General features: G+C 38.8%; 21 protein-coding genes. 15 read left to right on the forward strand and 6 right to left on the reverse strand.

Features of this window, described 5'->3' with window-relative positions; all coding sequences use genetic code 11:
* Window positions 1-25: 25 nt before the first annotated feature.
* Complete coding sequence (locus DV428_RS08120; protein WP_114909352.1) at window positions 26-2,392, reverse strand: DNA internalization-related competence protein ComEC/Rec2; 2,367 nt, start codon at window positions 2,390-2,392, stop codon at window positions 26-28.
* Between the two features lie 259 nt (window positions 2,393-2,651).
* Here DV428_RS08120 and dksA point away from each other — a divergent pair, with 259 nt between their 5' ends.
* The 8 genes from dksA to glnE all read left to right on the forward strand — a co-directional run bounded on the left by dksA (window position 2,652) and on the right by glnE (window position 12,895).
* Window positions 2,652-3,089 (forward strand): RNA polymerase-binding protein DksA, encoded by a 438-nt coding sequence (dksA, locus tag DV428_RS08125; RefSeq protein ID WP_009766772.1) that lies wholly within the window; start codon window positions 2,652-2,654, stop codon window positions 3,087-3,089.
* A gap of 248 nt (window positions 3,090-3,337) precedes the next feature.
* The gene (gene pcnB / locus DV428_RS08130; protein WP_114909598.1) at window positions 3,338-4,696 is read left to right on the forward strand and encodes a polynucleotide adenylyltransferase PcnB; all 1,359 of its coding nucleotides are present in this window, start codon (window positions 3,338-3,340) and stop codon (window positions 4,694-4,696) included.
* A gap of 8 nt (window positions 4,697-4,704) precedes the next feature.
* A complete protein-coding gene (gene folK, locus DV428_RS08135) occupies window positions 4,705-5,187 on the forward strand; it encodes a 2-amino-4-hydroxy-6-hydroxymethyldihydropteridine diphosphokinase (RefSeq protein ID WP_114909353.1) in 483 nt (160 codons plus the stop codon).
* Window positions 5,188-5,262: 75 nt separating this feature from the next.
* Entirely contained in the window at window positions 5,263-5,739 is a 477-nt protein-coding gene (gene tsaE, locus DV428_RS08140; RefSeq protein WP_114909354.1) for a tRNA (adenosine(37)-N6)-threonylcarbamoyltransferase complex ATPase subunit type 1 TsaE, read from the forward strand.
* Between the two features lie 7 nt (window positions 5,740-5,746).
* A complete protein-coding gene (locus DV428_RS08145; RefSeq protein WP_114909355.1) occupies window positions 5,747-7,120 on the forward strand; it encodes an N-acetylmuramoyl-L-alanine amidase in 1,374 nt (457 codons plus the stop codon).
* Complete coding sequence (mutL, locus tag DV428_RS08150; RefSeq protein ID WP_114909356.1) at window positions 7,121-9,001, forward strand: DNA mismatch repair endonuclease MutL; 1,881 nt, start codon at window positions 7,121-7,123, stop codon at window positions 8,999-9,001. It abuts the gene before it with no gap.
* Window positions 9,002-9,008: 7 nt separating this feature from the next.
* The gene (miaA, locus tag DV428_RS08155) at window positions 9,009-9,944 is read left to right on the forward strand and encodes a tRNA (adenosine(37)-N6)-dimethylallyltransferase MiaA (RefSeq protein ID WP_114909357.1); all 936 of its coding nucleotides are present in this window, start codon (window positions 9,009-9,011) and stop codon (window positions 9,942-9,944) included.
* A 5-nt stretch (window positions 9,945-9,949) separates the two neighbouring features.
* Window positions 9,950-12,895, forward strand: coding sequence for a bifunctional [glutamate--ammonia ligase]-adenylyl-L-tyrosine phosphorylase/[glutamate--ammonia-ligase] adenylyltransferase (glnE, locus tag DV428_RS08160; protein ID WP_114909358.1), 2,946 nt, complete (start codon window positions 9,950-9,952; stop codon window positions 12,893-12,895).
* Window positions 12,896-12,916: 21 nt separating this feature from the next.
* On the opposite strand, the gene recN is transcribed toward glnE, so the two are convergent.
* Both recN and DV428_RS08170 read right to left on the reverse strand, forming a co-directional pair.
* The gene (gene recN / locus DV428_RS08165; protein WP_114909359.1) at window positions 12,917-14,593 is read right to left on the reverse strand and encodes a DNA repair protein RecN; all 1,677 of its coding nucleotides are present in this window, start codon (window positions 14,591-14,593) and stop codon (window positions 12,917-12,919) included.
* A gap of 112 nt (window positions 14,594-14,705) precedes the next feature.
* Entirely contained in the window at window positions 14,706-15,596 is an 891-nt protein-coding gene (locus DV428_RS08170) for an NAD(+) kinase (protein ID WP_114909599.1), read from the reverse strand.
* 100 nt (window positions 15,597-15,696) lie between these two features.
* Between DV428_RS08170 and grpE the strand changes: the two genes are divergently transcribed.
* Window positions 15,697-16,293 (forward strand): nucleotide exchange factor GrpE, encoded by a 597-nt coding sequence (grpE, locus tag DV428_RS08175; RefSeq protein WP_114909360.1) that lies wholly within the window; start codon window positions 15,697-15,699, stop codon window positions 16,291-16,293.
* 12 nt (window positions 16,294-16,305) lie between these two features.
* Here the strand turns inward: grpE and DV428_RS08180 are convergent, their stop codons facing one another.
* The gene (locus DV428_RS08180) at window positions 16,306-16,650 is read right to left on the reverse strand and encodes a nucleotidyltransferase family protein (RefSeq protein WP_114909361.1); all 345 of its coding nucleotides are present in this window, start codon (window positions 16,648-16,650) and stop codon (window positions 16,306-16,308) included.
* Window positions 16,643-17,083: an HI0074 family nucleotidyltransferase substrate-binding subunit gene (locus tag DV428_RS08185; protein ID WP_114909362.1), complete on the reverse strand. Its 441-nt coding sequence runs from the start codon at window positions 17,081-17,083 to the stop codon at window positions 16,643-16,645. The genes DV428_RS08180 and DV428_RS08185 overlap by 8 nt, the downstream gene beginning before the upstream one ends.
* 282 nt (window positions 17,084-17,365) lie before the next feature.
* Between DV428_RS08185 and nrdD the strand changes: the two genes are divergently transcribed.
* The 3 genes from nrdD to DV428_RS08200 all read left to right on the forward strand — a co-directional run bounded on the left by nrdD (window position 17,366) and on the right by DV428_RS08200 (window position 21,345).
* A complete protein-coding gene (gene nrdD / locus DV428_RS08190; RefSeq protein ID WP_114909363.1) occupies window positions 17,366-19,489 on the forward strand; it encodes an anaerobic ribonucleoside-triphosphate reductase in 2,124 nt (707 codons plus the stop codon).
* A 118-nt stretch (window positions 19,490-19,607) separates the two neighbouring features.
* Window positions 19,608-20,468, forward strand: coding sequence for an acyl-CoA thioesterase II (gene tesB / locus DV428_RS08195; RefSeq protein WP_114909364.1), 861 nt, complete (start codon window positions 19,608-19,610; stop codon window positions 20,466-20,468).
* A 10-nt stretch (window positions 20,469-20,478) separates the two neighbouring features.
* Window positions 20,479-21,345 carry a ferritin-like domain-containing protein gene (locus DV428_RS08200; RefSeq protein ID WP_114909365.1) on the forward strand — a complete coding sequence of 289 codons (867 nt, stop codon included), beginning with the start codon at window positions 20,479-20,481 and terminating at the stop codon, window positions 21,343-21,345.
* A 75-nt stretch (window positions 21,346-21,420) separates the two neighbouring features.
* Here the strand turns inward: DV428_RS08200 and cysS are convergent, their stop codons facing one another.
* Window positions 21,421-22,800 carry a cysteine--tRNA ligase gene (cysS, locus tag DV428_RS08205; RefSeq protein WP_114909366.1) on the reverse strand — a complete coding sequence of 460 codons (1,380 nt, stop codon included), beginning with the start codon at window positions 22,798-22,800 and terminating at the stop codon, window positions 21,421-21,423.
* Between the two features lie 102 nt (window positions 22,801-22,902).
* Between cysS and DV428_RS08210 the strand changes: the two genes are divergently transcribed.
* The 3 genes from DV428_RS08210 (at window position 22,903) to DV428_RS08220 (ending at window position 25,494) form a co-directional block, all read left to right on the forward strand.
* Window positions 22,903-23,412 (forward strand): peptidylprolyl isomerase, encoded by a 510-nt coding sequence (locus tag DV428_RS08210; RefSeq protein WP_005627927.1) that lies wholly within the window; start codon window positions 22,903-22,905, stop codon window positions 23,410-23,412.
* A 54-nt stretch (window positions 23,413-23,466) separates the two neighbouring features.
* Window positions 23,467-24,255 carry a TatD family hydrolase gene (locus tag DV428_RS08215; RefSeq protein WP_114909367.1) on the forward strand — a complete coding sequence of 263 codons (789 nt, stop codon included), beginning with the start codon at window positions 23,467-23,469 and terminating at the stop codon, window positions 24,253-24,255.
* 111 nt (window positions 24,256-24,366) lie between these two features.
* Window positions 24,367-25,494 carry an acyl-CoA dehydrogenase family protein gene (locus tag DV428_RS08220; protein WP_114909368.1) on the forward strand — a complete coding sequence of 376 codons (1,128 nt, stop codon included), beginning with the start codon at window positions 24,367-24,369 and terminating at the stop codon, window positions 25,492-25,494.
* Window positions 25,495-25,501 lie beyond the last annotated feature (7 nt).

Here is a 25,501-nt window from a genome sequence, read left to right on the forward strand (position 1 = left end):
GTAAAAATTGCGCGCATTGTACCTTTTATTCCTTCGATAATCCAATTACACGCGCATACCAAGGGGAAAATTCTGTGCGTGCTTGTTGGATTTCTAATCGATCTTGAAAAAAATTTACCCTCACTTGCCCTGAAACAGCGGTATTTTCTACCGCACTTTTATAGCGTTGAAGCCTTTCCATAACCGAATAATGGGGAAATTTCCACGGATTCCAACGTCCGCTAGAAATAATCGCCACATCTGGTCTAACCTGGGAAAGTAAATATTCACTTGTCGATGTTTTACTTCCGTGATGCCCCACTTGTAACACATCAATTTTTCCTAAAGTGCGGGCAAAAATTTGTTCATTTTTTGCTTCAGCATCGCCAGTCAGCAAAACGCTATGCTTTCCATCATCGACTAAAATCACACAAGAATGGGGATTATCAGCTCGTGTCACAATGGTGTGAGGAGAAAGTATTTGAAAATGTAGCCCTTGCCAATCCCAATCACGCCCAGCAGTACAAAAAGTGCGGTAATTTTCCCCATAGTTTTTTCGTGAAGGGGTAATAAATTCCACATTGGGATACGCCTTTAAAATTGTTGAAGCACCACCTGCGTGATCGTTATCGTCATGGCTTAAAATCAATTTTTCCAAAACAATCCCTTCTCTTTGTAAATAAGGCAAAATTTCTAATTCAGCCATATTTCCTCCTTGCCATGCTGGACCTGTATCATAAAGAATCCCTTTACCATTTTTCACAATCAGCGTTGCCAAGCCCTGCCCCACATCTAAAGTATCTACCTGCCAAGTTGGCTTGCTCAATTGTTTAAATAACAAAATCATAAAACAAAGCGACATAATGCCAAAAGAACATCGTAAAACGTTGATTCGTTCATTTTTTAGCAAGGGTTTACTGAGATTCAATGTAAAAAATTTTGCTCGTTTTATTTGCCAGTTTGATGATGAAACCTCAGGTTCTCGATAAATACGCCAAATAATTAACATAAAGATTCCGCTACAAAGTGCGGTTAAAACCAATGCTAAATTAAATGAAACCGTGAGCCAATTTCCTTGAAAAACAGAAATTAACCCAGTAATCACTTCAGCCAGCTTGTTTGCAAATTGCCAAGAAAAAAACGCACCGTTGGTAAAAACAGCAAATAAAATCAAAGGAACAAGCAAAAAGCTATAAAGTGGAACGGCGATAAGATTGGCTAAAAATCCACTCAGCGATAAGCCATTAAATAGAAAAAGTTGCAAAGGTGTAAAAAAGAGCAATAACCCAAATTGCAAATGAAATAAACTAAAAATCCACCGCACTTTTGGAGGAAAAGGGCGATTTTTCCATTGAAAAAGTGAAAAAGGCACATAACGATACCAGAGGATCAAACACCCAACCGCCCCACAAGAAAGCCAAAAACTGACCGAAAGCGGCATTAATGGATCGCAGAAAATCAAAAAAGCGACAACCACCGTAAAAAGCTGAATGGGCGAATAATGTCGCCTTATTATTTGAATGAAGAAAACGAAAACAAGTGCTGAAATGGCACGAAAAGTGGGCACACTAAAACCAGCCAAATACGCATAAATTAAAGCAAATAAAACACCAAAAACTAAAGGAAAATAAGGATGAATAAAACGGGTGGATAAAAATACTTGCACAGCACGCGCCAAGTAAAATCCAATTGCCATAGCCAACCCAATATGTAAGCCAGAAATGGCAATAAGATGCGCGGTATTGGTTTGTTGGTAAATTGACCAAGTGGTTTTATCTAACCAAGCCCGTTCGCCAAAAGCTAACGCGATCAATAAACCTTGTAGTGATAACCCTTCCGTTTGCTTTCTCACTTGTTGCAATTTTTCTGCACGCAATGATAAAACATCAGCAATTTTCACCGCACTTTTTACCGTTCCAACAGCAGTAATTCCTTTTGAAAAATACCATTGTTGCCGATCAAATCCGCCAAAATTTAATCGCGCAGAAAGGGGACGTAAGGAAATTTCAGCTTGCCAAATTTCCGATAATTGAGGCACCTCTTTCGCTTTCCAATTTAAAAAAATTCGTTGTTCTTGCAAATTATTCGCCAATGTTGCTGTGGCGATAAGTGTTTGATAATCCTGTTGATGCAAAATTTCTTGGATCTCAAACGTCACCACTTGCTTTTGAGCGGTAATATTTTGAGCTTGTTGTAATAAACTCAAAGCCGAATAATGAAAATAGCCAAGATAGGCAACAAAAAAAGCAAGGCTAACTAAGAAATGTTTACGCCAAAAAATAAAAAGAAAAATTAGAACAAGCGCAATAACGAGAGCAACTTGCCAAGGCAATAGCAACAGTTGCGGTAGAAATAACAACGTTAAATCCGCAACAATTAACAAGACAGCTAAAGTTATTAAGTTTAATTTCATTTTTATAAAAGATTAATTCCAGTCTCTCTAAGCCTAGGCTAGTTTTATTTAAATATGCAAACGGTTGCCTCAAATTTTGCGATCCATATCGTAAAAATAAATTTTTCAGGAAAATTTACTTGCTAAAACAAACAACTTCTGATATTTATACCGCCCTCAAAAATTGGGTTCCTAAAATAGCAATCAGGAACAAACTAAAATAACAAGACAGGAAGTCGTGAAGTCCACGCTTAAATTCTGTATGTATTAGGAGTGAGAGATGTCAAGAGCATCATTGAGCTTGCTAGATTTAGCAGGCGTTAAGCCTTATCAAATGAAAAAAGATGAAGAATATATGAATGAAGAGCAAATTCTTCATTTCAGAAAAATTCTTAATGCTTGGCACGAGCAAATCGTGGAAGAAGCTTCTCGCACCGTTGCACATATGCAGGATGAAGTAACCAATTTCCCCGATCCTGCAGACCGAGCAACTCAAGAAGAGGAATTTAGTCTAGAATTGCGTAATCGTGATCGCGAACGCAAACTAATGAAAAAAATCGAAGCAACCTTGAAAAAACTTGATACCGATGATTTCGGTTACTGCGATTCTTGTGGCGAGGAAATCGGTATCCGCCGTTTAGAAGCACGCCCAACAGCAGATCTTTGCATTGATTGCAAAACGTTAGCTGAAATCCGCGAAAAACAAGTCGCTGGTTAATTCATTCTATTGAAAAATACAAAAGTGCGGTTAAAATTAGCCGCACTTTTTTTGCATTTTAAAATGCGAAAAAATCCCCTTGCCTTTTTCTTTACAGAAAAAGAGCCAAGTCATTTATTTCCAACTAAAAAACGGAGTAAATTATTCTTACTTATATCAAAAATTTGTTTGGCAAGAAGACAAAAAAATCAAAAGAGGTTGCTAAAACAAGTGCTCATTCTAAACGAGTTGAGCGTTCTAATAGTCAAATGCCAAAAGCGCGGGCAAAAAAATCAGAACAACCACACCGCTACGATAAAAATGTGATTAAAGCGGCTCAATTTGGTATTTCACCGCGTGATTTTAGCCGTAATGCACTCACTGTAGTGGAAAAACTGCAACGTCAAGGTTTCGAGGCTTATATCGTCGGTGGATGTATCCGCGATTTATTGCTCGGTAAAAAACCAAAAGATTTTGATGTTGCAACAAACGCACGTCCTGAGCAAATCCAAAATATTTTTCAACGCCAATGTCGTTTAGTGGGTCGCCGTTTCCGATTAGCACATATTATGTTTGGTCGAGATATTATTGAAGTCGCCACTTTCCGTGCTAATCACAGTGATGCTCGCAATGAAAATCAAGCGAAACAGAGCAATGAAGGCATGTTACTGCGCGATAATGTTTACGGTACGATCGAACAAGATGCAGTGCGCCGTGATTTTACGGTCAATGCACTGTATTACAATCCACAAGATAATACGTTACGAGATTATTTCGAAGGCATTAAGGATCTCAAAGCGGGTAAGCTACGCTTAATTGGCGATCCTGTTACACGTTATCAAGAAGATCCTGTGCGCATGCTACGCTCAATTCGTTTTATGGCAAAACTTGATATGTTCCTTGAAAAACCAAGCGAACAACCAATTCGTGAACTTGCACCTTTATTAAAAAATATTCCGCCAGCTCGCTTATTTGATGAAAGTTTAAAATTATTGCAGGCGGGACAAGGGGTAAAAACCTATCGTTTATTACGCCAATATGGTTTATTTGAACAACTTTTCCCTGCATTAAGCGCATATTTTACAGAGAAAGAAGATAGTTTTGCAGAACGCATGATCGTCACCGCGCTTACTTCTACGGATGAACGTGTTACGGATAAACTTCGTATTAATCCTGCATTCTTATTTGCAGCATTTTTCTGGTATCCATTACGCGAAAAAGTGGAAATTTTAAAAAATGAAGGTGGTTTAAATAATCATGATGCTTATGCTTTAGCAGGTAATGAAGTTTTAGATTTATTCTGTCGTGCTTTGGCTGCACCACGTCGTCATACTGCGGTCATTCGTGATATTTGGTTCTTACAGCTGCAATTATTAAAACGTACTGGCTCAGCACCAATGCGTACCATGGAACACCCAAAATTCCGTGCAGGCTTTGATTTACTGGCTATGCGTGCGGAAATTGAAGGTGGCGAAACGATTGAATTAGCGAAATGGTGGCACGAATATCAATTCAGCAATGGTGAACAGCGCGAACAGTTGGTACACGAGCAACAACGCTTACATCCCAAACCAAAGAAAAAATACTACCGTCCACGCCGTCGTAAAACAACGCGCTCCGCAGAATAAGGGAAAAGATGATTACTGTATATATTGCCCTTGGTAGCAATTTAAACACACCAGTGGAACAATTACATGCTGCGCTTAAAGCGATAAGTCAGTTACCAAACTCGCATTTGGTAACGACGAGCTCTTTTTATAAAAGCAAACCGCTCGGCCCACAAGATCAACCCGATTATGTGAATGCTGTTGCAAAAATTGAAACCGAGCTCAACCCACTTGCGCTATTAGATGAATTGCAACGCATTGAAAATAAGCAAGGTCGAGTACGTTTACGTCGCTGGGGTGAGCGTACATTAGATTTGGATATTTTGCTTTACGGCAACGAAATCATTCAAAACGAACGCTTAACGATTCCCCATTATGATATGCATAACCGTGAGTTTGTCATTGTGCCGTTGTTTGAAATTGCATCGAATTTGGTCTTACCTAACACTCAACCACTAGTAGATTTGGTCAAGCAATTCGATGACCATGAAATGGTAAAATTAACTCCCTAGAAATTTCACCGCACTTTTATGAACCTTAAAAGTGCGGTAGAATCTGCCCACATTTTTCTTCATTAATGACCCGTTATGGAAAGCTTGGCTCAATATATCCCTGATGAATTTTCTATGCTCCGCTTCGGCAAAAAATTCGCCGAAATTCTTTTAAAATTGCATACAGAAAAAGCAATTATGGTTTATCTTAACGGTGATCTTGGGGCAGGAAAAACAACGCTGACACGCGGAATGCTGCAAGGTATCGGTCATCTGGGTAATGTAAAAAGCCCAACTTATACGCTGGTTGAAGAATACAATATTGCTGGCAAAATGATTTATCATTTTGATTTATATCGTTTAGCAGATCCTGAAGAACTCGAATTCATGGGCATTAGAGATTATTTTAATACGGGTAGCATCTGCTTAATTGAATGGTCTGAAAAAGGCCAAGGCATATTGCCGGAAGCAGATATTTTAGTAAATATTGATTATTACGATGATGCACGAAATATTGAATTAGTCGCACAAACAAACTTAGGTAAAAATATTATAAAAGCATTCTCTAATTAATTTATTTATGAAAACAAAAATTTTATTTTTTCTTTTTTTCTCAACGTTTAGCTTCTCTCTTTTTGCAGCCCCAATTACGATTGCGATTGACCCAGGTCATGGGGGAAAAGATCCCGGTGCAATCAGCCGAAATTTGGGCATTTATGAAAAAAATGTCACTCTTTCGATTGCAAAAGAGTTAAAAGCCTTACTCGATAAAGATCCAAATTTTCGCGGCGTATTAACGCGCAGCGGCGATTACTATATCTCCGTGCCTGAACGTTCAGAAATCGCACGTAAATTTAAAGCGAATTATCTCATTTCCATTCATGCGGATTCATCTGAATCACCTGAACGTCGCGGTGCATCAGTCTGGGTGTTGTCAAACCGTCGAGCCAATGATGAAATGGGTCAATGGTTAGAAGACGATGAAAAACGCTCTGAACTACTCGGTGGCGCAGGAAAAGTGCTTTCACACAATAACGATAAATATCTTGACCAAACTGTGCTTGATTTACAATTTGGTCATAGCCAACGTACAGGTTATGAACTTGGCAAACATATTTTAAGTCATTTTTCAAAAGTGACGACTTTAAGCCGCAGCGTTCCTCAACACGCAAGCCTTGGCGTTTTACGTTCGCCCGATATTCCTTCCGTATTAGTAGAGACAGGTTTTCTATCAAATTCTGATGAAGAACAAAAACTTAACTCCCCAGCTTATCGCCGTCGTATCGCCTATATGATTTATGAGGGATTAGTGGTTTTCCGTGGCGGAAAAGCCAAATCTTTCATAAGTGATGATATTGTTCAGAATAGCAAACAAAGTGATACAAAAAATACTGAAAAAAATGACCGCACTTCCGATAAAAATGCCAATGAGAACGCAGTAAAAGATAGCGGTCTTCGCCACACAGTCAAAAATGGGGAAAGTTTAGGAAGCCTAGCTAATAAATACGATGTCAAAGTGGCAGACATTGTGGCGTTAAATAAATTAAAACGCAAAGCGCTTTGGATTGGAGAAACCATCAAAATTCCAGATAATGGAAAAACTCAGAAAGCACAAGATGACAAAACAAATTCATCAAAAAATAAAGAAAGTGCGGTGAAAAAGGCAGAGAAAACGACTGAAAAAACCAACAATCCAAAAATAGAAAAATCAGAAAATAAAACGGATAAAAATAAATCCTCAAATAAAATGAAAAAAGAGGAAACCTCATCCACTAAAAAATCGGATGATGAAAAAAAAGAAATTCCGCTTTACCATGTCATTCAAAAAGATCAGACAATCTATGCTGTATCGCGAGAATACAATATTTCAGTCAACCAAATTTTAAAGCTGAATCCAAAATTAAAAGATGGTAAAGCCCTAAGCGGACAAAAAATTAAATTAAGAGAAAAATAAATGCCAATTAAAATTCTTTCCCCACAACTTGCTAACCAAATTGCTGCTGGTGAAGTAGTAGAACGCCCTGCGTCTGTTGTGAAAGAATTAGTGGAAAATAGCCTTGATGCAGGTGCAAATAAAATCCAAATCGATATCGAAAATGGTGGGGCAAATTTAATCCGCATTCGTGACAACGGCTGTGGCATTCCAAAAGAAGAATTAAGTCTTGCTTTGGCGCGACATGCTACGAGTAAAATAGCTGATCTTGACGATCTAGAAGCCATTTTAAGTTTAGGTTTTAGAGGCGAGGCGTTGGCAAGTATCAGCTCGGTATCGCGCTTAACGCTCACCTCTCGCACCGAAGCACAAACTGAAGCTTGGCAAGTTTATGCGCAAGGTCGTGATATGGAAACCACAATCAAACCCGCATCACATCCTGTCGGCACAACAGTTGAAGTTGCCAATCTTTTTTTCAACACGCCAGCCCGCCGAAAATTTTTGCGCACAGATAAAACAGAATTTGCTCATATTGATGAAGTCATTCGCCGTATTGCTTTAACAAAATTTAACACGGCATTTACGCTAACGCATAATGGGAAAATCATCCGTCAATATCGTCCAGCTGAAGAGCTCAATCAGCAACTAAAACGTGTTGCAGCTATTTGTGGAGATGATTTTGTCAAAAATGCCTTACGAATTGATTGGAAACACGATGATTTACACTTATCGGGCTGGGTAGCCACACCAAATTTTAGCCGAACTCAAAATGATTTAAGTTATTGCTATATTAATGGCCGAATGGTTCGAGATAAGGTAATCAGCCATGCTATTCGACAAGCCTATGCACAATATTTACCAACCGATGCTTATCCTGCGTTTGTGTTGTTTATCGACTTAAACCCGCATGATGTGGATGTCAATGTTCATCCGACCAAGCATGAAGTGCGCTTTCACCAACAACGCCTCATTCATGATTTTATTTACGAAGGCATCAGCCATGCGCTAAACAATCAAGAACAGCTTAATTGGCACACAGACCAAAGTGCGGTAGAAAATCACGAAGAAAATACGGTGCGTGAGCCCCAACCGAATTACAACATTCGTCCTAATCGTGCAGCTGCGGGGCAAAATATCTTTGCGCCACAATATCACGAAAAACCACAGCAAAATCAACCGCACTTTTCTAACACACCAGTATTGCCAAATCATGTAAGTACTGGTTATCGAGATTACCGTTCTGATGCACCGAGTAAAACCGAGCAACGTTTATATGGTGAATTGTTACGTACATTACCACCTACAGAGCAAAAAGATATTTCACAACAAAATATTTCAGATACAGCTAAAATCATCTCAACTGAAATAATTGAGTGCTCATCACATCTGCGTGCCCTTTCACTTATTGAAAATCGCGCGCTATTATTACAACAGAACCAAGATTTCTTTTTGCTTTCATTGGAAAAATTACAACGCTTGCAATGGCAATTGGCTTTACAACAACTACACATCGAACAACAGCCTTTATTGATTCCAATTGTGTTCCGATTAACTGAATCACAATTTCAAACATGGCAACAATATTCAGATAACTTCAAAAAAATTGGCTTTGAATTTATCGAAAATCAAGCACAATTACGCTTAACCTTAAATAAAGTGCCAAGTGCATTACGCGCACAAAATCTACAAAAATGCGTGATGGCAATGCTGACTAGAGATGAAAATTCATCACCATTTTTAACCGCACTTTGCGCACAATTAGAATGTAAAACCTTTGACGCTTTAGCGGACGCACTCAATTTATTGAGCGAGACGGAACGTTTACTCACGCAAACGAATCGCACGGTATTCACCCAATTACTCAAACCTGTTAATTGGCAGCCTTTATTAGACGAAATTTAGATTCTTCATGAAACCAACCGCAATTTTTTTAATGGGTCCTACAGCCTCAGGTAAAACAGATTTAGCCATTCAACTACGAAGCTCACTTCCAGTCGAAGTGATTAGTGTAGATTCAGCGCTCATTTATAAAGGAATGGATATTGGCACAGCGAAACCATCAAAAGAAGAACTTGCTCTTGCGCCTCACCGTTTGATTGATATTTTAGATCCATCAGAAAGCTATTCCGCAATGAATTTCCGCGATGATGCGCTACGTGAAATGGCGGATATTACCGCACAAGGCAAAATTCCGTTACTAGTGGGCGGCACGATGTTGTATTACAAAGCCTTAATCGAAGGGCTTTCTCCCTTGCCTTCTGCTGATGAAAATATTCGCGCCGAGCTTGAACAAAAAGCGGCTCAACAAGGTTGGGCAACATTACACGCAGAACTCGCCAAAATCGATCCCATTTCTGCCGCTCGAATTAATCCGAGTGATTCTCAACGAATCAATCGTGCTTTAGAGGTTTTTTACATCACAGGAAAATCACTCACAGAGCTGACAGAAGAAAAAGGCGAAGCCTTGCCTTATGATTTTGTGCAATTTGCAATTGCTCCGCAAGATCGTCATATTTTGCATGACCGCATCGAACAACGCTTTCATAAAATGATTGAACTGGGCTTTCAAGAAGAAGTAGAAAAACTTTATACGCGTGGCGATTTAAATATTAATCTACCGTCAATTCGCTGTGTAGGCTATCGTCAAATGTGGGAATATTTACAAGGCGATTACGATCACGAAGAAATGATTTTCCGTGGTATTTGTGCAACGCGCCAACTTGCAAAACGCCAGCTCACTTGGCTGCGCGGTTGGAAAACACCAATACAATGGCTGGATAGTTTACAACCTCAACAAGCGAAAGAAACCGTATTACGTCACTTAGATTCTTATCAAAAAGGTTAGAAAAAATGACCGCACTTTCTGCCCTCATTGAACAAAAATTACAATATCTTGGCACAATCCTGTGCCAATCTTTTCCAGAACTTTCCCCAGAAAAAATTCACGAAGCTATTCAACAAAATTCAAATCATCCTGAACTGCCTGTTTATCAATTAGGCTATGCTATGGCAATGTCTGACTTTGTGGAAAAAGTCTTTCAAAAATACCCGCACTTAGTGAAACAATGGTGGGAAAAATCGCCCTGTTTTGCAGATTGCTCTGCCTATATTGAACGTTTGAATAGAGAGTTAGCCAATGTACATGACGAAACCTCACTCTATCAAACATTACGCCAATTCCGTAACATTGAAATGGCAAAATTAAGTTTTTGTCAAAGTTTGAATCTTGCGACCGTTGAGGAAATTTTTGTTCAGCTTTCACAACTTGCAGAAAGTTTAATTATCGCTGCCCGCGATTGGCTTTATCATCAAGCCTGTGCGGAGATGGGCACACCAATGGATGAACAAGGCAATCCGCAGCAGCTTTATATCCTAGGAATGGGGAAATTAGGCGGCTTTGAACTAAATTTTTCCTCGGATATTGATTTAATTTTTACTTATCCATCACAAGGAGAAACGTCCATTGAGAATACGAATGCTCGACGTTCTGTGGATAATGGAAAATTTTTTACGCGTTTAGGGCAACGCCTTATTTCTGCCTTAGATGAATTTACCTCTGATGGTTTTGTGTATCGAACCGATATGCGCTTGCGCCCATTTGGTGACAGTGGCGCGCTTGTTCTCAGCTTTGCAGCAATGGAACAATATTATCAAGATCAAGGTCGAGATTGGGAACGCTATGCAATGATTAAAGGACGAGTATTGGGCGCACAAACCAAGGATCCTAACGCATCCAAATTGCAAAAAATGTTACGCCCTTTTGTGTATCGTCGCTATATTGACTTTAGTGTGATTCAATCTTTACGCGAAATGAAAGGAAAAATTGAGCGAGAAGTACGCCGTCGTGGTTTGAAAGATAATATTAAACTAGGTGCTGGCGGTATTCGTGAAGTCGAATTTATCGTGCAAGTTTTTCAACTCATTCGAGGCGGGCGAGAAATCAATCTGCAACAACATTCACTCTTAAGGATCTTACCTGAAATTACCAAACTAGGATTAATTACCGAACAACAATTCCACGATTTACGTGAAAGTTATATTTTTTTACGTCGTGTAGAAAACATTCTACAAGCCATTAACGATCAACAAACTCAAACACTACCAACCGATGAAATAGATCAAATTCGTTTAGTAGAGGCATGTAAAACATTCACCTGTTTAAATGAAAATAATCAAACCATTGAAAAACATTATCCAATAGAAAATTGGGACGATTTTTACCGCACTTTACAACAAAAACAAGAAAAAGTGCGGGCGGTATTTACTCAATTAATTGGTGATGAACAAGATGAGCCTTCACAAACTGATAGCCAGTGGCAAGATTTTTTAGAATCAGATTTTGAGGATATTGAACAGACATTATTAGAGAACGGCATATCAGAAAATAATATTGATGAAGTTTTAGAAAAGCTTGCTCAATTCAAAGACAGCCTAAATCACAGAGTGATTGGTTCGCGTGGGCGTGATGTATTAAGTCATTTAATGCCAACGGTATTTGCTCTTATTTTTACTCAAGAAAATTACCGCACTTTGCTCCCCCGAATTCTGAACATTATTGAAAAAATTTCGAGTCGCACGACTTATTTAGAATTATTATTGGAAAATCCTCGTGCCCTTCAGCAAGTTATTGAACTTTGTGCACAGTCTCAACTTATTTCAGAACAACTAGCTCGCCATCCTATCTTATTAGATGAATTGCTTAATACAGAAGCACTACGCCATCCGTTGCCATTTACCCAATATCCTGCAGAGTTACATCAATATTTGCTTCGTTTACCACCTGATGATGAAGAACAGCTTATTGATGCTTTGCGTCAATTTAAACAAGCAACCCTATTAAAAGTGGCTGCGGCAGATATTTTAGGGGCATTACCGGTAATGAAGGTAAGCGATCATTTAACCTATCTTGCCGAAGCGATTATTGAAGTGGTTGTGAATCTAGCTTGGAAACAAATTTCGTCTAGATTTGGCGTGCCTGAACATTTGCAAAATAATGAAAAAGGATTTTTAGTGATTGGTTATGGAAAACTGGGAGGGATTGAACTCGGTTATAAATCTGATTTAGACCTCGTATTTTTATACGATGCCGTAGAAAGTCAAACAACAGGTGGCAAAAAAGTGATTGATAGCAATCAATTTTACCTGCGTTTGGCACAAAAGATTGTAAGTATTTTCAGCATAAATACTTCCGCTGGCGTACTTTATGAGGCAGATATGCGCCTGCGCCCTTCTGGCGATGCTGGCTTAATTGGCTGCTCTCTTTCTGCATTTTCCCATTATCAATTAAATGACGCTTGGACATGGGAAAAACAAGCACTTGTGCGCGCTCGTCCAGTATTTGGCGAATCATCTCTTAAAGCTAAATTTGAGCATATCCGCCAACAAGTGCTTTCTGCATCACGAGATCTTGAGCAATTAAAGCGAGATGTTGTAGAGATGCGAGAAAAAATGTTCACACATTTGTCCCATTCAAAAGATGCTGAATTTAATCTTAAAACAGATCGCGGTGGTATCACTGATATTGAATTTATTGCTCAATATTTAATGCTTGCCAATGCTCCGCAAAACCCACAACTGACAAAATGGTCAGACAATGTACGTATTTTCGATGATATGGCAGAGGCTCAAATTATTAGCCAAACAGACTGCGACGCTTTAAAACAAAGTTATGTCGATTTACGCAATGCTATTCACCATTTGAATTTGATAGGTAAATCTCCTGTTGTAGATAAAACTGAATTTGTCAAAGAGCGGTCATTTATTCAAGCATTTTGGGATAAGCTATTTAGTTCATAAAATAGCAATTAAATCCCATTTTTAATGAACTAAATTTAGCATTTCCTGCGCATTGGCTAAGGCTAATTCTGTAATTTCACTTCCGCCCAAGAGTATTGCCAAGGCTGGTACACGTTCAGCTTGTGAAAGTGCGGTCATTTGTGTTTCAGTTTTATTATCCACAGTAAATTTTTCTACATTGAACTGATGGTGGCCATGACAAGCAACCTGTGGCAAGTGAGTGACGCATAATACTTGGCAACGTTCACTTAATTGACGTAAGAGTTTTCCGACAACGCTTGCTGTTTTTCCGCTAATGCCCACGTCCACTTCATCAAAAATTAAGGTTGGAATAGCCGATTGATCAGAAGTTAAAACTTGAATCGCTAAAGAAATACGAGAAAGTTCGCCACCAGAAGCAATTTTAGCTAATGGCTGCGGTTGTTGTCCTAAATTACTACGCAAAGTGAAAATCACATTATCCGCACCATTTGCACTCACTTTATCTAAATCCGTATTCAACTCTACATAAAATTCAGCGTTTTCCATTGCAAGTTGTTTTATCGACTGTGTGACATTTTGCGCTAAGCGGGTTGCAGATTGCTGACGACTTGCAGTTAATGCACTAGCCGTTACTTGCATTTGTTCAAATGCGAGTTTTTCTTGCTCAATCAACATCTCTTCACTTTCAGAAAAATCTAAGAGTGCGGTTAATTCTGCTTTTAATTTTTTGTGATGTTCCACAAGATCTTCAGGTTTAACTTGATGTTTACGAGCAAGTTGTAAAGTCTGACTAATTCTTTGTTCGATTTCCTGTAAAAGTTGAGGATCTTGCTCGATATTACTCGATAAATTTCGCACTTCACTGGTTGCTTCTTGCACTTGAATTAACGCATCATTCAGCATACTTTGCACTTCAGTATATTGCGGATCAAGTTCAGCTAATTCATCAATATATTGTGTCGCACGATAAAGCAAGCTATCGATATTTACCGTGTCATTTTCACTTAAAATTTGCAGGACTGATTGAGAAAGTTGAGTTAGCTGTTCGCTGCTAGATAAACGACGTTGTTCATCTTCTAATTCCAAATATTCATTTGGTCGAAGGTTAAATTCATCTAACTCATCCACTTGATACTGTAAAAGTTGTTTACGTGCTTCATTTTCTGCCACTTTTTGTTGAAAGGTTTTAACTTGATTTTGGAGATTTTTCCATGCCTGATAATCTTCACGCATTTTCACAAGTAATTCAGGATGAGCGGCAAAATCATCAACTAACTGAAGCTGATAGTCATTTTTTAACAATAATTGAGAAGCGTGCTGCCCATTAATATGAACAAGATATTGACCAATTTCTTTTAATTGAGAAGCTGATACAGGAGTACTATTAATAAAAGCTTTAGAACGTCCATCAGCATTAATCACACGACGCAAAATACATTCTGTTGGATTATCTGGATCTTGTAATTCTTGCTCACTCAACCAGTGATAAGCAGGATTCTGCGATTCTAGTTGGAAAGTTGCACAAATTTCGGCACGTTCTTGCCCTTCACGCACCATTGAGGTTTCCACTCTCTGTCCGAAGCATAAACCTAAAGCATCAATGGCGATAGATTTACCTGCCCCAGTTTCCCCAGTAATTACAGACATTCCTTTCGCCAATTCGATATCAAGCTGGCGAACAATCGCAAAATTATTGATAGTAAGTTGAGTAAGCATAGCAAAATCCTTTAACTGTATATTTAATATGATACAACTGATTTAATTTACAGTAAAGGATTTTTTTACAGTATTTTGTCAAATCTATTTCAATCGAAAATTTTTACCATAATCAAAATGATTTTAACCAACCTAATTTGGTACTTAATACATCGTAATAATTATAATTTTTTAGATGAAGCAAGCGGAGTTTATGCTCACTTTTTTGAATATGAACCACGTCATCTGGAGTAAAAGGTAAGGCTATTTGACTATCACAGCCCACTTCCAATTGAGATGTATTATGCTCAGCAAAACGAATCGATATTTTACTATCACCATCAATAACAAGAGGACGAGAAGTTAATGTATGTGGAAACATTGGCACTAATGCAATGGCATTAAGGTTTGGTGTCAAAATCGGGCCACCAGCGGAAAGAGAATAAGCTGTAGAACCTGTCGGAGTAGAAACAATTAATCCATCAGAACGTTGTGAAAATGCAAACTTATCATTGATATACACATGAAAATCGATCATATGTGCAATTTTCGCAGGGTGGATAACCGCCTCATTCACTGCATTACCTGTCGATACAATTTCACCTGCACGCTCAATTTGTGCTTCCAATAAAAAACGTTCTTCCACGAAGAATTCACCGCGTTCTAAACAAGCTTCTAGTTGAGCATAGGCATTTTTCGGGTCAATATCTGTTAAAAATCCCAAATTACCACGGTTGATACCAATCAATGGAATATCATATTTTGCTAATACACGAGCACGCCCAAGCATATTACCATCCCCACCAATCACGATAACCAACTGTGCTTGGCAACCAATTTCATCAAGTGTTGCAAGATTTTCTGCAGGAAGCCCCAATTTTTCTGCAACATCTTTTTCCATTATTACTTGATAGCCACGTTCCGTTAACCAGTGAAACAAATTTTTGTGCATTTGTAGGTTAATGTCATTTCTAGGCTTTCCTACAAGCCCAATGGTTTTAAAGGAACGATATAAATTATTCATAAAATAAACCGCACTTGAATTTAACATTTTCGTCATTATATAGTTTTTTGTTAGACTATAGCTAACGACTATAGCGAATTTTGTATTTACGGAGAAAAAAATGTCAGAACAAGAACAAAAAGTTGAAAACCCAGAAGTAGAAAAGCAAGAAGAAGTCGTTCTGGAAGAAACACAACAAACAGAGCCTTCTCGAGAACTTGATCCTTTAGAAGAAGCTATTGCCCGAGTGCAAGAACTTGAAGAGCAGCTAAAAACTCAAATTGAAGAAGCGGCAAACAAAGAACAGGATATTTTACTTCGCTCTCGTGCTGAAATTGAAAACCTTCGTCGTCGAACTGAACAAGATGTAGAAAAAGCACATAAATTCGCATTGGAAAAATTCTCAAAAGACATTTTGAATACTATCGATAACCTAGAGAGAGCCCTTGCCACTCCAGCAAATAAAGAAGATGAAAGCGTAAAAGCCTTATTTGACGGCGTAGAACTGACCTTAAAAGAATTAGTTTCAACCGTTGGTCGTTTTGGCGTGGAAGCTGTGGGAGTTGTCGGTGAAGCATTTAATCCTGACTTACATCAAGCCATTTCAATGCAACCTGCTGAAGGCTTTGAAACCAATCAAATTAGCGTCGTATTGCAAAAAGGCTACACCTTAAATGGTCGAGTCATTCGCCCAGCGATGGTAATGGTGGCAGCTTAATTTACATTTGGTCTAAAGAGCGGTCGGTTTTTCGGCCGTTTTTTCTTTTTCCTGAATAACAACATAAACTTTTCGGATAATTTCCCTAAAATCTTCGCTCGTTGTAGCCCAATCAACAAGATCCACTCGCCACGGTAAATCTGATTCAGAAAAAGCTTCTTTTAATCTGTCACGAGCTAAAAAATCTAAAGGTTCCTCAGAGATAATCGCAAGGTCAAGATCGGAATATTTTTTTGCCTTTCCCTTTACACGAGAACCGAAAGCCCACACGGTATAATCAGGTACTAATTGTTGTAAAATAGTTTTCACAATCGCCAATTCTTCAGATTTTATATCAAGCTGTGCAAAACTAGTCATATTGATTTCTCTGACGTAATTGTTCCAATAGGAAACGACTTTCTATTAAAAAATCATCAATTTGTGCATAAACAGCCATGGCTTTTTCTTGATCATAAGTATGTGATGTAATATTACGCATATCACGATAAGCAACCCATTTTGACATATCTTCAATCAAACCAAATCTCAATGCTTCTCGCAAAATATCCTTAAATCCATAAGCCCCAATGTCATCGGTATTAATTGCATCTTGTTGAAGTTGGCGTTTCATCATTTTTAAACTTAGCTCATAAACAAATTCAAATTTCTGAATTGCACCTGCAATTAAGGTATCTTGTACAATAGAGGATTGCATATCAAACCAATTTCTGTCTGAAATTTGTACTACGGTTTGCTCTAACGAATAAAATGCAGCGTCTAATACATTTAAATTTAGCTTATCAGTCATCATTTTTACCCTTGTTAAATATTCATTCTATTTTACCATAGACTATTTTTTCTCAAAACCTATAACCCCAAAAGTAAACATTGTGATATTGATCACAAAATCAAAAAATATTTGAGAAAAGTTCTCAACAACTTAATTTGATATTTTTCTAATAAAATCAATCTTTAACAAAATTCTCTTACAATAAAACTCCTAAAAACACTACATATTGTGCGTTGATTATCTTTTTAGATCTATATATAGTGCAGTCCGCATTTCAAAAAAACTATATATTGGAGCTATATCATGAGTAACTTTGGGGTCATCAAGCGCGATGGTTCTCGTGCGGAGTTTGAGATTCAACGTATCATCAATGCCATTAAAAAAGCCGCAAGTGCGGTCAATATTTCCGATGAATTTTATTGCCACCAAATTGGGCAAGAAGTAGGAAATGAAATTTTCACCCATCATCAAGGCGAGATTGATATTAATCAGATTCAAAAAATCGTTGAAGATAAATTGATGGCAAGTCGTTATCCCGAGGTTGCTCGTGCGTATATCGAATATCGTCATGATCGTGATTTAGCGCGAGAAAAACGTAGCCAGCTAACAAAAGAAATTGAAGGCTTGATTGAACAAAGCAACGTAGAATTACTTAACGAAAACGCCAATAAAGACGCGAAAGTGATTCCAACACAACGAGATTTGCTTGCTGGAATTGTGGCAAAACATTATGCCAAGCACCATATTCTTCCACGCGATGTGGTAGAGGCTCACGAAAAAGGTGAAATTCATTATCACGATTTAGATTACGCGCCGTTCTTCCCGATGTTTAACTGTATGTTAGTGGATTTAGAAGGCATGCTTTCTCATGGCTTCAAAATGGGCAATGCGGAAATCGAACCCCCAAAATCTATCGGCACGGCAACAGCAGTGACAGCACAAATTATCGCCCAAGTTGCCAGCCATATTTACGGCGGCACAACCATTAATCGCATTGATGAAGTGCTTTCTCCTTATGTGCAAATCAGTTACGAAAAACACCTCAAACATGCCCAAGAATGGAATGTACCTGATGTTGAAGGTTACGCTAAAGCATTGATTGAAAAAGAATGTTTCGATGCCTTCCAATCTTTAGAATATGAAGTTAATACATTGCATACTTCGAATGGACAAACACCATTTGTGACCTTTGGTTTTGGTTTAGGTACAAGCTGGCAATCCCGTTTAATTCAGCAAGCTATTTTGAAAAATCGTATTCGTGGACTCGGAAAAAATCATAAAACGCCAGTCTTTCCAAAACTTGTTTTCACCATCAAAAAAGGCTTGAACCAAACTCAAGGCGATCCGAATTACGATATCAAACAGCTCGCATTAGAATGTGCATCAAAACGTATGTATCCAGATATTCTCAATTACGATCAAGTTGTCAAAGTCACAGGCTCTTTTAAAGCCCCTATGGGATGTCGTAGCTTTTTAGGTGCATACGAAGAAGACGGCCATGAAATTCACGATGGGCGTAATAATCTTGGCGTGGTGAGTTTGAATTTACCGCGTATCGCGTTGGAGTCTAAAAACGAAGAAGATTTCTACCGCACTTTAGATGAGCGTTTAGCTATTGCGAAAAAAGCATTAATGACGCGCATTGCCCGCCTTGAGAATACCAAAGCTCGCGTTGCTCCCATTCTTTATATGGAAGGCGCATGCGGAGTGCGGTTAAAAGCGGATGAAAATGTGGCACAAATTTTCAAAAATGGACGCGCTTCTATTTCGCTCGGCTATATCGGTATTCACGAAACCATTAATGCGCTATATAACAAAGGGCATATTTTTGATGATGAACAATTACGCGAAAAAGGCATTGCGATTGTTCGCCACCTTAGCGAGGCAGTTAAACGTTGGCAAAAAGAAACAGGCTATGCCTTCAGCCTTTACTCCACGCCAAGCGAAAACTTATGCGACCGATTCTGCCGTCTAGACACCAAAAAATTTGGCGTGATTGAAGGTGTCACGGATAAGGGATACTACACGAACAGTTACCACTTAGATGTAGAAAAGAAAGTGAATCCTTACGATAAACTAGATTTCGAAATGGCATATCCCCCACTCGCTAGCGGCGGTTTTATTTGCTACGGAGAATATCCAAATATTCAACACAACTTAAAAGCATTGGAAGATGTGTGGGATTATAGCTACGATCGCGTGCCTTACTACGGCACAAATACACCGATTGATGAATGTTATGAATGTGGTTTCACCGGCGAATTTGAATGTACCAGTAAAGGTTTTGTTTGCCCTAAATGTGGCAATCACGATAGCACAAAAGTGTCTGTCACTCGCCGCGTATGTGGCTATCTAGGCAGCCCTGATGCCCGCCCATTTAATGCGGGAAAACAGGAAGAAGTGAAGAGAAGAGTTAAACACCTTTGATTAACACGATAGCAAAAGCACGCATTTTTTAATGCGTGCTTTTTATTTCCAACTTTGGCATTCCCCAAAATCTCCGCTAAAATAACCGCACTTTTATCGTCTCTTCAAGGAAAGCAATATGTCAGATATTCTCAATAACCTCATTCATCTTCTTAAACTTGAAAAAATTGATGATTTAATCTTTCGTGGTGAAAGCCAAGATTTAGGTTTTCGTCAAGTATTTGGTGGGCAAGTTGTGGCTCAAGCATTATCAGCAGCAATGCAGGTGGCACCAGAAGATCGCATTTTACATTCTTGTCATGCCTATTTTCTTGCCCCTGGAGACAGCCAATATTCGATTATTTACGATGTGGAAACCTTGCGTGAAGGGCGTAACTTTTCTGCATTACGCGTGAAAGCCATTCAACATAAAAATACTATTTGTCATGTAACCGCTTCTTTCCAAGTGCCAGAAAAAGGTTTTGAACATCAAAATGCAATGTCAAATGTTGGCGCGCCTGAAGACTTTACGGATGAAAATGTAATGCTACAAAAAGTGGCTCAAACCTTGCCAGAACCACTCAATGAAAAATTTGCCGCAGAGCGTCCATTTGAGGTGCGTACTAAATATTTAAACAATCCATTCAACGGAACAAAATTGCCAGCCGAGCAATATTCGTGGTTTAAAACCAATGGTGAAACGCCGCTTGATATAAAAATTCAGCAATGTTTATTGGCTTATTTTTCCGATTTTCACTGTATTTTGACCGCACTTCATCCGCACGAAAAAGGCTTTTTACAAAAAGGAATGAAAGTCGCAACCATTGATCATAGTATTTGGTTCCATCGTCCGTTTGATTTAAATCACTGGCATTTGCACGCAATTGAAAGCAATAATGCCTTTGGAGGCCGTGGTTTGGCGCGTGGGCAGATTTTCTCGCAAGATGGTCAATTAATCGCAACAACACAACAAGAAGGTTTGATCCGTTTTAACGAATAAGAGAGAAAAAATGACCGCACTTATTACACAATTTTGGCAACAGGTTGAAACCGCACTAAAAACAGCGAATCCACAAGAAAAATGTCGTTTAGTTAATGATCTCTACGATAATCTTCTGCCACAAATTAAGTTGATTAAATTAGAAGATTTTCCTGAAGTCGTGCCGCAAGATAATATTGCCGCTTTTCCTGAAAAACCGCTCTTAGTTGCACCGAAAGATGTGCCTAAACGTTCTTTCGCCACAGAAGAAGGCTATGCAGCCACATTGCACGCTATCGCACATATTGAGTTTAATGCGATTAATTTAGGCTTAGATGCGGCTTGGCGATTCGGGCGTAATGCACAAGAAGAACTTGGCGAAGGTTTGGCTTTTGTGAAAGATTGGTTACGTGTCGCTCGTGAAGAAAGCACGCACTTTTCCTTAGTCAATGAACATTTGAAAACATTGGGTTATCAATATGGTGATTTTGAAGCTCATGCTGGATTATGGGAAATGGCGCAAGCCACCGCGCACGATATTTGGGAACGAATGGCGTTAGTTCCTCGTGTATTAGAAGCACGCGGCCTCGATGCAACACCTGTTCTGCAAGAGAAAATCGCACAACGTAAAGATTTTGCCGCAGTGAACATTTTGGATATTATTTTGCGCGATGAAATTGGCCATGTGTATATCGGCAATCATTGGTATCACGCACTTTCTAAAAAACGGGGTTTGGATGCAATGAAGTGCTTTACTGAGTTGCTACACAAATATCGTATTGTAATTTTTAAAGGTGTCATTAATACCGATGCTCGTATTCAAGCGGGTTTCACGCAGCATGAATTAGATTGGATTTATGAAGTGGAACAAACATTAAAATCCTATATTAAGAAATGATGAAAAAATAAAAAGACTAAGTTCTATTACGTTCTGAACTTAGTCTTTTTAATGAAATTAATTTAACATTTGAATTTATTGCTTACGCCAAGTTGTTCCATTCGGCCCATCTTCTAATACGATACCCATAGCGGTAAGCTCATTACGCGCTGCATCTGCGGCAGACCAATCTTTAGCAGCGCGGGCCTCATTGCGTTGTTTAATCAGCGCTTCAATTTTTGCCACTTCATCATCGTCAGAACCTGCTTGTAAGAATTTCTCCGGTTCTTGTTGAAGTAATCCTAAAATCTCACCCAATTCACGCAAACGCGCGGCAAGCCCATTGGCTTTCTCAACATCTTCTGTTTTTAATTTGTTAATTTCACGCGCCATTTCGAATAAAACAGAAAGTGCATTTGGCGTATTAAAATCATCGTCCATTGCTTCACGGAAGGCTTCCACAAAATTTTCACCGCCAAAAGCGACCGCACTTTGATCAGTGCCACGTAAAGCGGTGTACAAACGTTCCAATGCACCTTGTGCTAAATTCAGGTTTTCTTCACTATAATTGAGTTGGCTACGATATTGTGCCGTTAGTAAGAAATAACGTACCGCTTCTGCATTGTAGTGGTTTAATACATCACGAATTGTGAAGAAATTGCCGAGGGATTTCGACATTTTTTCTTTATCTACCATGATCATGCCGGAATGGATCCAATAATTCACATATTGTCCACCATGCGCACAGCAAGATTGCGCGATTTCATTTTCGTGGTGAGGGAACATTAAATCAGAGCCACCACCGTGAATATCAAAATGCTCGCCAAGCTGTTTGCAGTTCATTGCAGAACATTCAATATGCCAGCCAGGACGACCTGCACCCCAAGGGGAAGCCCAACTTGGTTCGTTTTCTTTCGACATTTTCCAAAGCACGAAATCCATTGGATTTTTCTTGATTTCATTGATTTCAATACGTGCACCAGCTTGTAATTGCTCAAGATCTTGACGAGATAATTTGCCGTATTCTTTAAAACTTTCCACATCAAACATCACATCGCCATTATCCGCAACATAAGCATGTCCGCGTTTAATCAATTTTTCCACAATTTCAATAATTTCTGGAATATGATGGGTCGCACGAGGTTCAAAATCAGGGCGTAATACATTAAGTGCATCAAAATCTTTATACATTTCTTGCACCATACGATCCACAAGTTGATCGCAGGTTTCTTTGTTTTCTAACGCACGTTTAATAATTTTGTCATCTACGTCCGTAATATTGCGCACATAAGTTAAATCGTAACCCAAAGAACGTAAATAACGGGCAATCACATCAAAACACACAAAAGTGCGTCCATGACCGATATGGCACAAATCATAAACAGTGACGCCACAAACATACATTCCCACTTTATTTTCGTGGATAGGTTTAAAGATTTCTTTTTCTCTCGTTAAGGTATTGAAAATTTTTAGCATTTTTAAGCTCGTAAAATGAAATAAAAACAAACCGCACTTTTATAGCACTTTTACCTCGATTGTGGAATAATACGACCCTTAATTTTTCAGAAGGAAAACAAAATGGTTACGTTACACACAAACTTTGGCGACATTAAAATTAAATTGGATTTTGATAAAGCTCCAGTTACAGCAGAAAACTTCTTAAATTACTGCAAAGACGGTTTTTATAATAACACAATTTTTCACCGTGTTATTGATGGCTTTATGATTCAAGGTGGTGGTATGGAAAGCGGTATGCGTGAAAAAGCAACCAACGCACCAATCCAAAATGAAGCGAACAATCGTTTAAGTAACAAACGTGGAACCATTGCAATGGCTCGCACTTCAGATCCACATTCAGCGACAGCACAATTTTTCATTAACGTGGCAGACAATGATTTCTTAAATTATCGTTCAAAAGAAATGTTTGGTCGCGAAGTCGTTCAAGAATGGGGCTATGCAGTATTTGGCGAAGTGGTTGAAGGGATGGATGTTGTTGATAAAATCAAAAAAGTGAAAACAGGCAACAAAGGCTTTCATCAAGATGTTCCAACTGAAGATGTAGTGATTACATCGGTTTCAGTAGAATAATTATGAATGGCGGATGAATTCCGCCATTTTTTATCGACCTAAAGGAAAATGCTCATGCCTTTCTTCGACACTCACACGCATCTCGATTATCTCCAACAATTTACGGGGGAGCCTTTGTCACAGCTTATTGATAATGCTAAGCAAGCCGATGTGCAAAAAATACTGATTGTGGCAGTGAAAGAAGCTGATTTTAAAATAATCCAAAATATGACCGCACTTTTTCCTGATAATTTATGCTATGGGCTTGGGTTACATCCTCTTTATATTAAAGAACACGCCGAAAATGATTTGATGCTGTTAGAACAAGCCTTAAAAAATCGTGATGCAAATTGCACGGCAGTGGCAGAAATTGGTTTAGAACGCGCGATTCCTGATTTGCTCACCGATGAACTTTGGGCAAAGCAATGTCATTTTTTTGAAAGCCAACTTTATTTGGCAAAGCAATTCAATTTACCCATCAATATTCACAGTCGAAAAACCCATGATCAAATTTTTACTTTTTTAAAACGTATTCCATTATCTAAACTTGGCGTGGTACACGGTTTTTCAGGAAGCTACGATCAAGCTAAACGCTTTGTTGATTTAGGTTATAAAATCGGGGTTGGCGGCACTATTACTTATGAACGCGCCAATAAAACTCGTCAAGCGATTGCAAAACTACCACTTGATGCCTTAGTGTTGGAAACAGACAGTCCAGATATGCCTGTATTTGGTTTTCAAGGCCAGCCTAATCGACCAGAGCGTATTGTGGAAAGTTTTAAAGCCCTTTGCGCCTTAAGAAATGAACCTGCTAAATTGATTAAAAAAGTCACATGGGAAAATGCTTGCCAGATTTTTTCTTGATCCACGTCACATTACTGAAATTATTTTGAATTAAATACTAGAAAAAAGAAACTGAGCATAATAATATCCGCCTCGTAGAAAGTTTTTCTCAACACACAATAAGGATATATTATGTCGCAAATCTATACTCAGGTGAGAAAGTTAGCGGAACGGTTTATTGAGCCTTACGCCGACGAACTCGATCAAAAAAAAGAATTTCCTGTTCAGGCATTTAAGGAATTAGGTAAAGCTGGTTGGTTTTCACTTTTAATTCCAAAAGAATACGGCGGAATGGGATTAACCCTAAAAGAACACGCTGAAGTCTGTATGGCGTTAGCTGAAAGTTCAGCCTCTGCTGGTCTCTGTTACATGATGAGTAACGTTGCAGTGAATTGTTTAAATCTATTCGGCAGCGATCAACTCAAACAAAAAATCTTTTCTGATATTGTTCAAAATCAAACCTTTGCCGCACTCGCCTATAGTGAATTAGGAACTGGGACTCACTTCTATATTACCGATGCAAACGCACAATTTAATGCTGAACATGCAGTATTCAATGGCTTAAAATCCATGGTGACATCGGGCAATTATGCCTCTTATTATTTAGCGCTTTTGCCTTCTGAAAATGGCGAAACTATTGATAATTGGGTGCTTCCACTTGGTACTCAAGGCTTAACTTTTGAAGCCGATAGCTGGAATGGATTAGGTATGCGTAGCAATGTCTCTTGCTTTATGCGAATGACCGATATGCCATTAGATCGTGACTGGCGCATTGGCGAAGTTGGCGCAGGCGCAGAACAAGTATTTGGTGGCATTGCACCAGCCTTTATTTGTGGCTTGGCTGCTGTCTATAGCGGCGTATGCAAAGCCGTGCTTACTGAGGCAATTAAACATTCAACACACCGTAAATACACATCTGGCACTGCATTAGCTGAAATCGAAACCGTGCAAATTCATTTAGCTAAAATCTATGCAAATACAAACGCTGCTGTATGTGCTACGAGAGATGCTGCTCGTGCAGCCACAGAAGGTGATACAGATGCATTGGATAAATTATTAGCCGCCCGTATTCTTGCGAGCGAAAATGCTATTACCCTTGCACAAATTGGTATGCGTATTGGCGGTGGTAAGGCCTATAACAAAATGGGGCCAATGGAACGCTATTTACGCGATGCATTAGCAAGTCAAGTGATGGCGCCAAGTGTCGATGTGCTAAATATTTGGTTAGGTAAAGCCATTACAGGTCAACAAATTCCATAAAGTGCGG

Source organism: Haemophilus haemolyticus (assembly GCF_003352385.1).
Lineage (GTDB): Bacteria > Pseudomonadota > Gammaproteobacteria > Enterobacterales > Pasteurellaceae > Haemophilus > Haemophilus haemolyticus_I.

What these genes read in the sequence shown, in the direction of transcription:
- grpE (WP_114909360.1), top strand. Translation starts at nt 15,697, where the DNA reads ATGTCAGAACAAGAACAAAAAGTTGAAAACCCAGAAGTAGAAAAGCAA.
- folK (WP_114909353.1), top strand. Translation starts at nt 4,705, where the DNA reads ATGATTACTGTATATATTGCCCTTGGTAGCAATTTAAACACACCAGTG.
- tsaE (WP_114909354.1), top strand. Translation starts at nt 5,263, where the DNA reads ATGGAAAGCTTGGCTCAATATATCCCTGATGAATTTTCTATGCTCCGC.
- DV428_RS08185 (WP_114909362.1), bottom strand. Translation starts at nt 17,083, where the DNA reads ATGATGACTGATAAGCTAAATTTAAATGTATTAGACGCTGCATTTTAT.
- DV428_RS08210 (WP_005627927.1), top strand. Translation starts at nt 22,903, where the DNA reads ATGGTTACGTTACACACAAACTTTGGCGACATTAAAATTAAATTGGAT.
- mutL (WP_114909356.1), top strand. Translation starts at nt 7,121, where the DNA reads ATGCCAATTAAAATTCTTTCCCCACAACTTGCTAACCAAATTGCTGCT.
- DV428_RS08215 (WP_114909367.1), top strand. Translation starts at nt 23,467, where the DNA reads ATGCCTTTCTTCGACACTCACACGCATCTCGATTATCTCCAACAATTT.
- DV428_RS08170 (WP_114909599.1), bottom strand. Translation starts at nt 15,596, where the DNA reads ATGAATAATTTATATCGTTCCTTTAAAACCATTGGGCTTGTAGGAAAG.
- recN (WP_114909359.1), bottom strand. Translation starts at nt 14,593, where the DNA reads ATGCTTACTCAACTTACTATCAATAATTTTGCGATTGTTCGCCAGCTT.
- dksA (WP_009766772.1), top strand. Translation starts at nt 2,652, where the DNA reads ATGTCAAGAGCATCATTGAGCTTGCTAGATTTAGCAGGCGTTAAGCCT.
- miaA (WP_114909357.1), top strand. Translation starts at nt 9,009, where the DNA reads ATGAAACCAACCGCAATTTTTTTAATGGGTCCTACAGCCTCAGGTAAA.
- glnE (WP_114909358.1), top strand. Translation starts at nt 9,950, where the DNA reads ATGACCGCACTTTCTGCCCTCATTGAACAAAAATTACAATATCTTGGC.
- cysS (WP_114909366.1), bottom strand. Translation starts at nt 22,800, where the DNA reads ATGCTAAAAATTTTCAATACCTTAACGAGAGAAAAAGAAATCTTTAAA.
- DV428_RS08220 (WP_114909368.1), top strand. Translation starts at nt 24,367, where the DNA reads ATGTCGCAAATCTATACTCAGGTGAGAAAGTTAGCGGAACGGTTTATT.
- tesB (WP_114909364.1), top strand. Translation starts at nt 19,608, where the DNA reads ATGTCAGATATTCTCAATAACCTCATTCATCTTCTTAAACTTGAAAAA.
- DV428_RS08200 (WP_114909365.1), top strand. Translation starts at nt 20,479, where the DNA reads ATGACCGCACTTATTACACAATTTTGGCAACAGGTTGAAACCGCACTA.
- DV428_RS08145 (WP_114909355.1), top strand. Translation starts at nt 5,747, where the DNA reads ATGAAAACAAAAATTTTATTTTTTCTTTTTTTCTCAACGTTTAGCTTC.
- nrdD (WP_114909363.1), top strand. Translation starts at nt 17,366, where the DNA reads ATGAGTAACTTTGGGGTCATCAAGCGCGATGGTTCTCGTGCGGAGTTT.
- DV428_RS08180 (WP_114909361.1), bottom strand. Translation starts at nt 16,650, where the DNA reads ATGACTAGTTTTGCACAGCTTGATATAAAATCTGAAGAATTGGCGATT.
- pcnB (WP_114909598.1), top strand. Translation starts at nt 3,338, where the DNA reads ATGCCAAAAGCGCGGGCAAAAAAATCAGAACAACCACACCGCTACGAT.
- DV428_RS08120 (WP_114909352.1), bottom strand. Translation starts at nt 2,392, where the DNA reads ATGAAATTAAACTTAATAACTTTAGCTGTCTTGTTAATTGTTGCGGAT.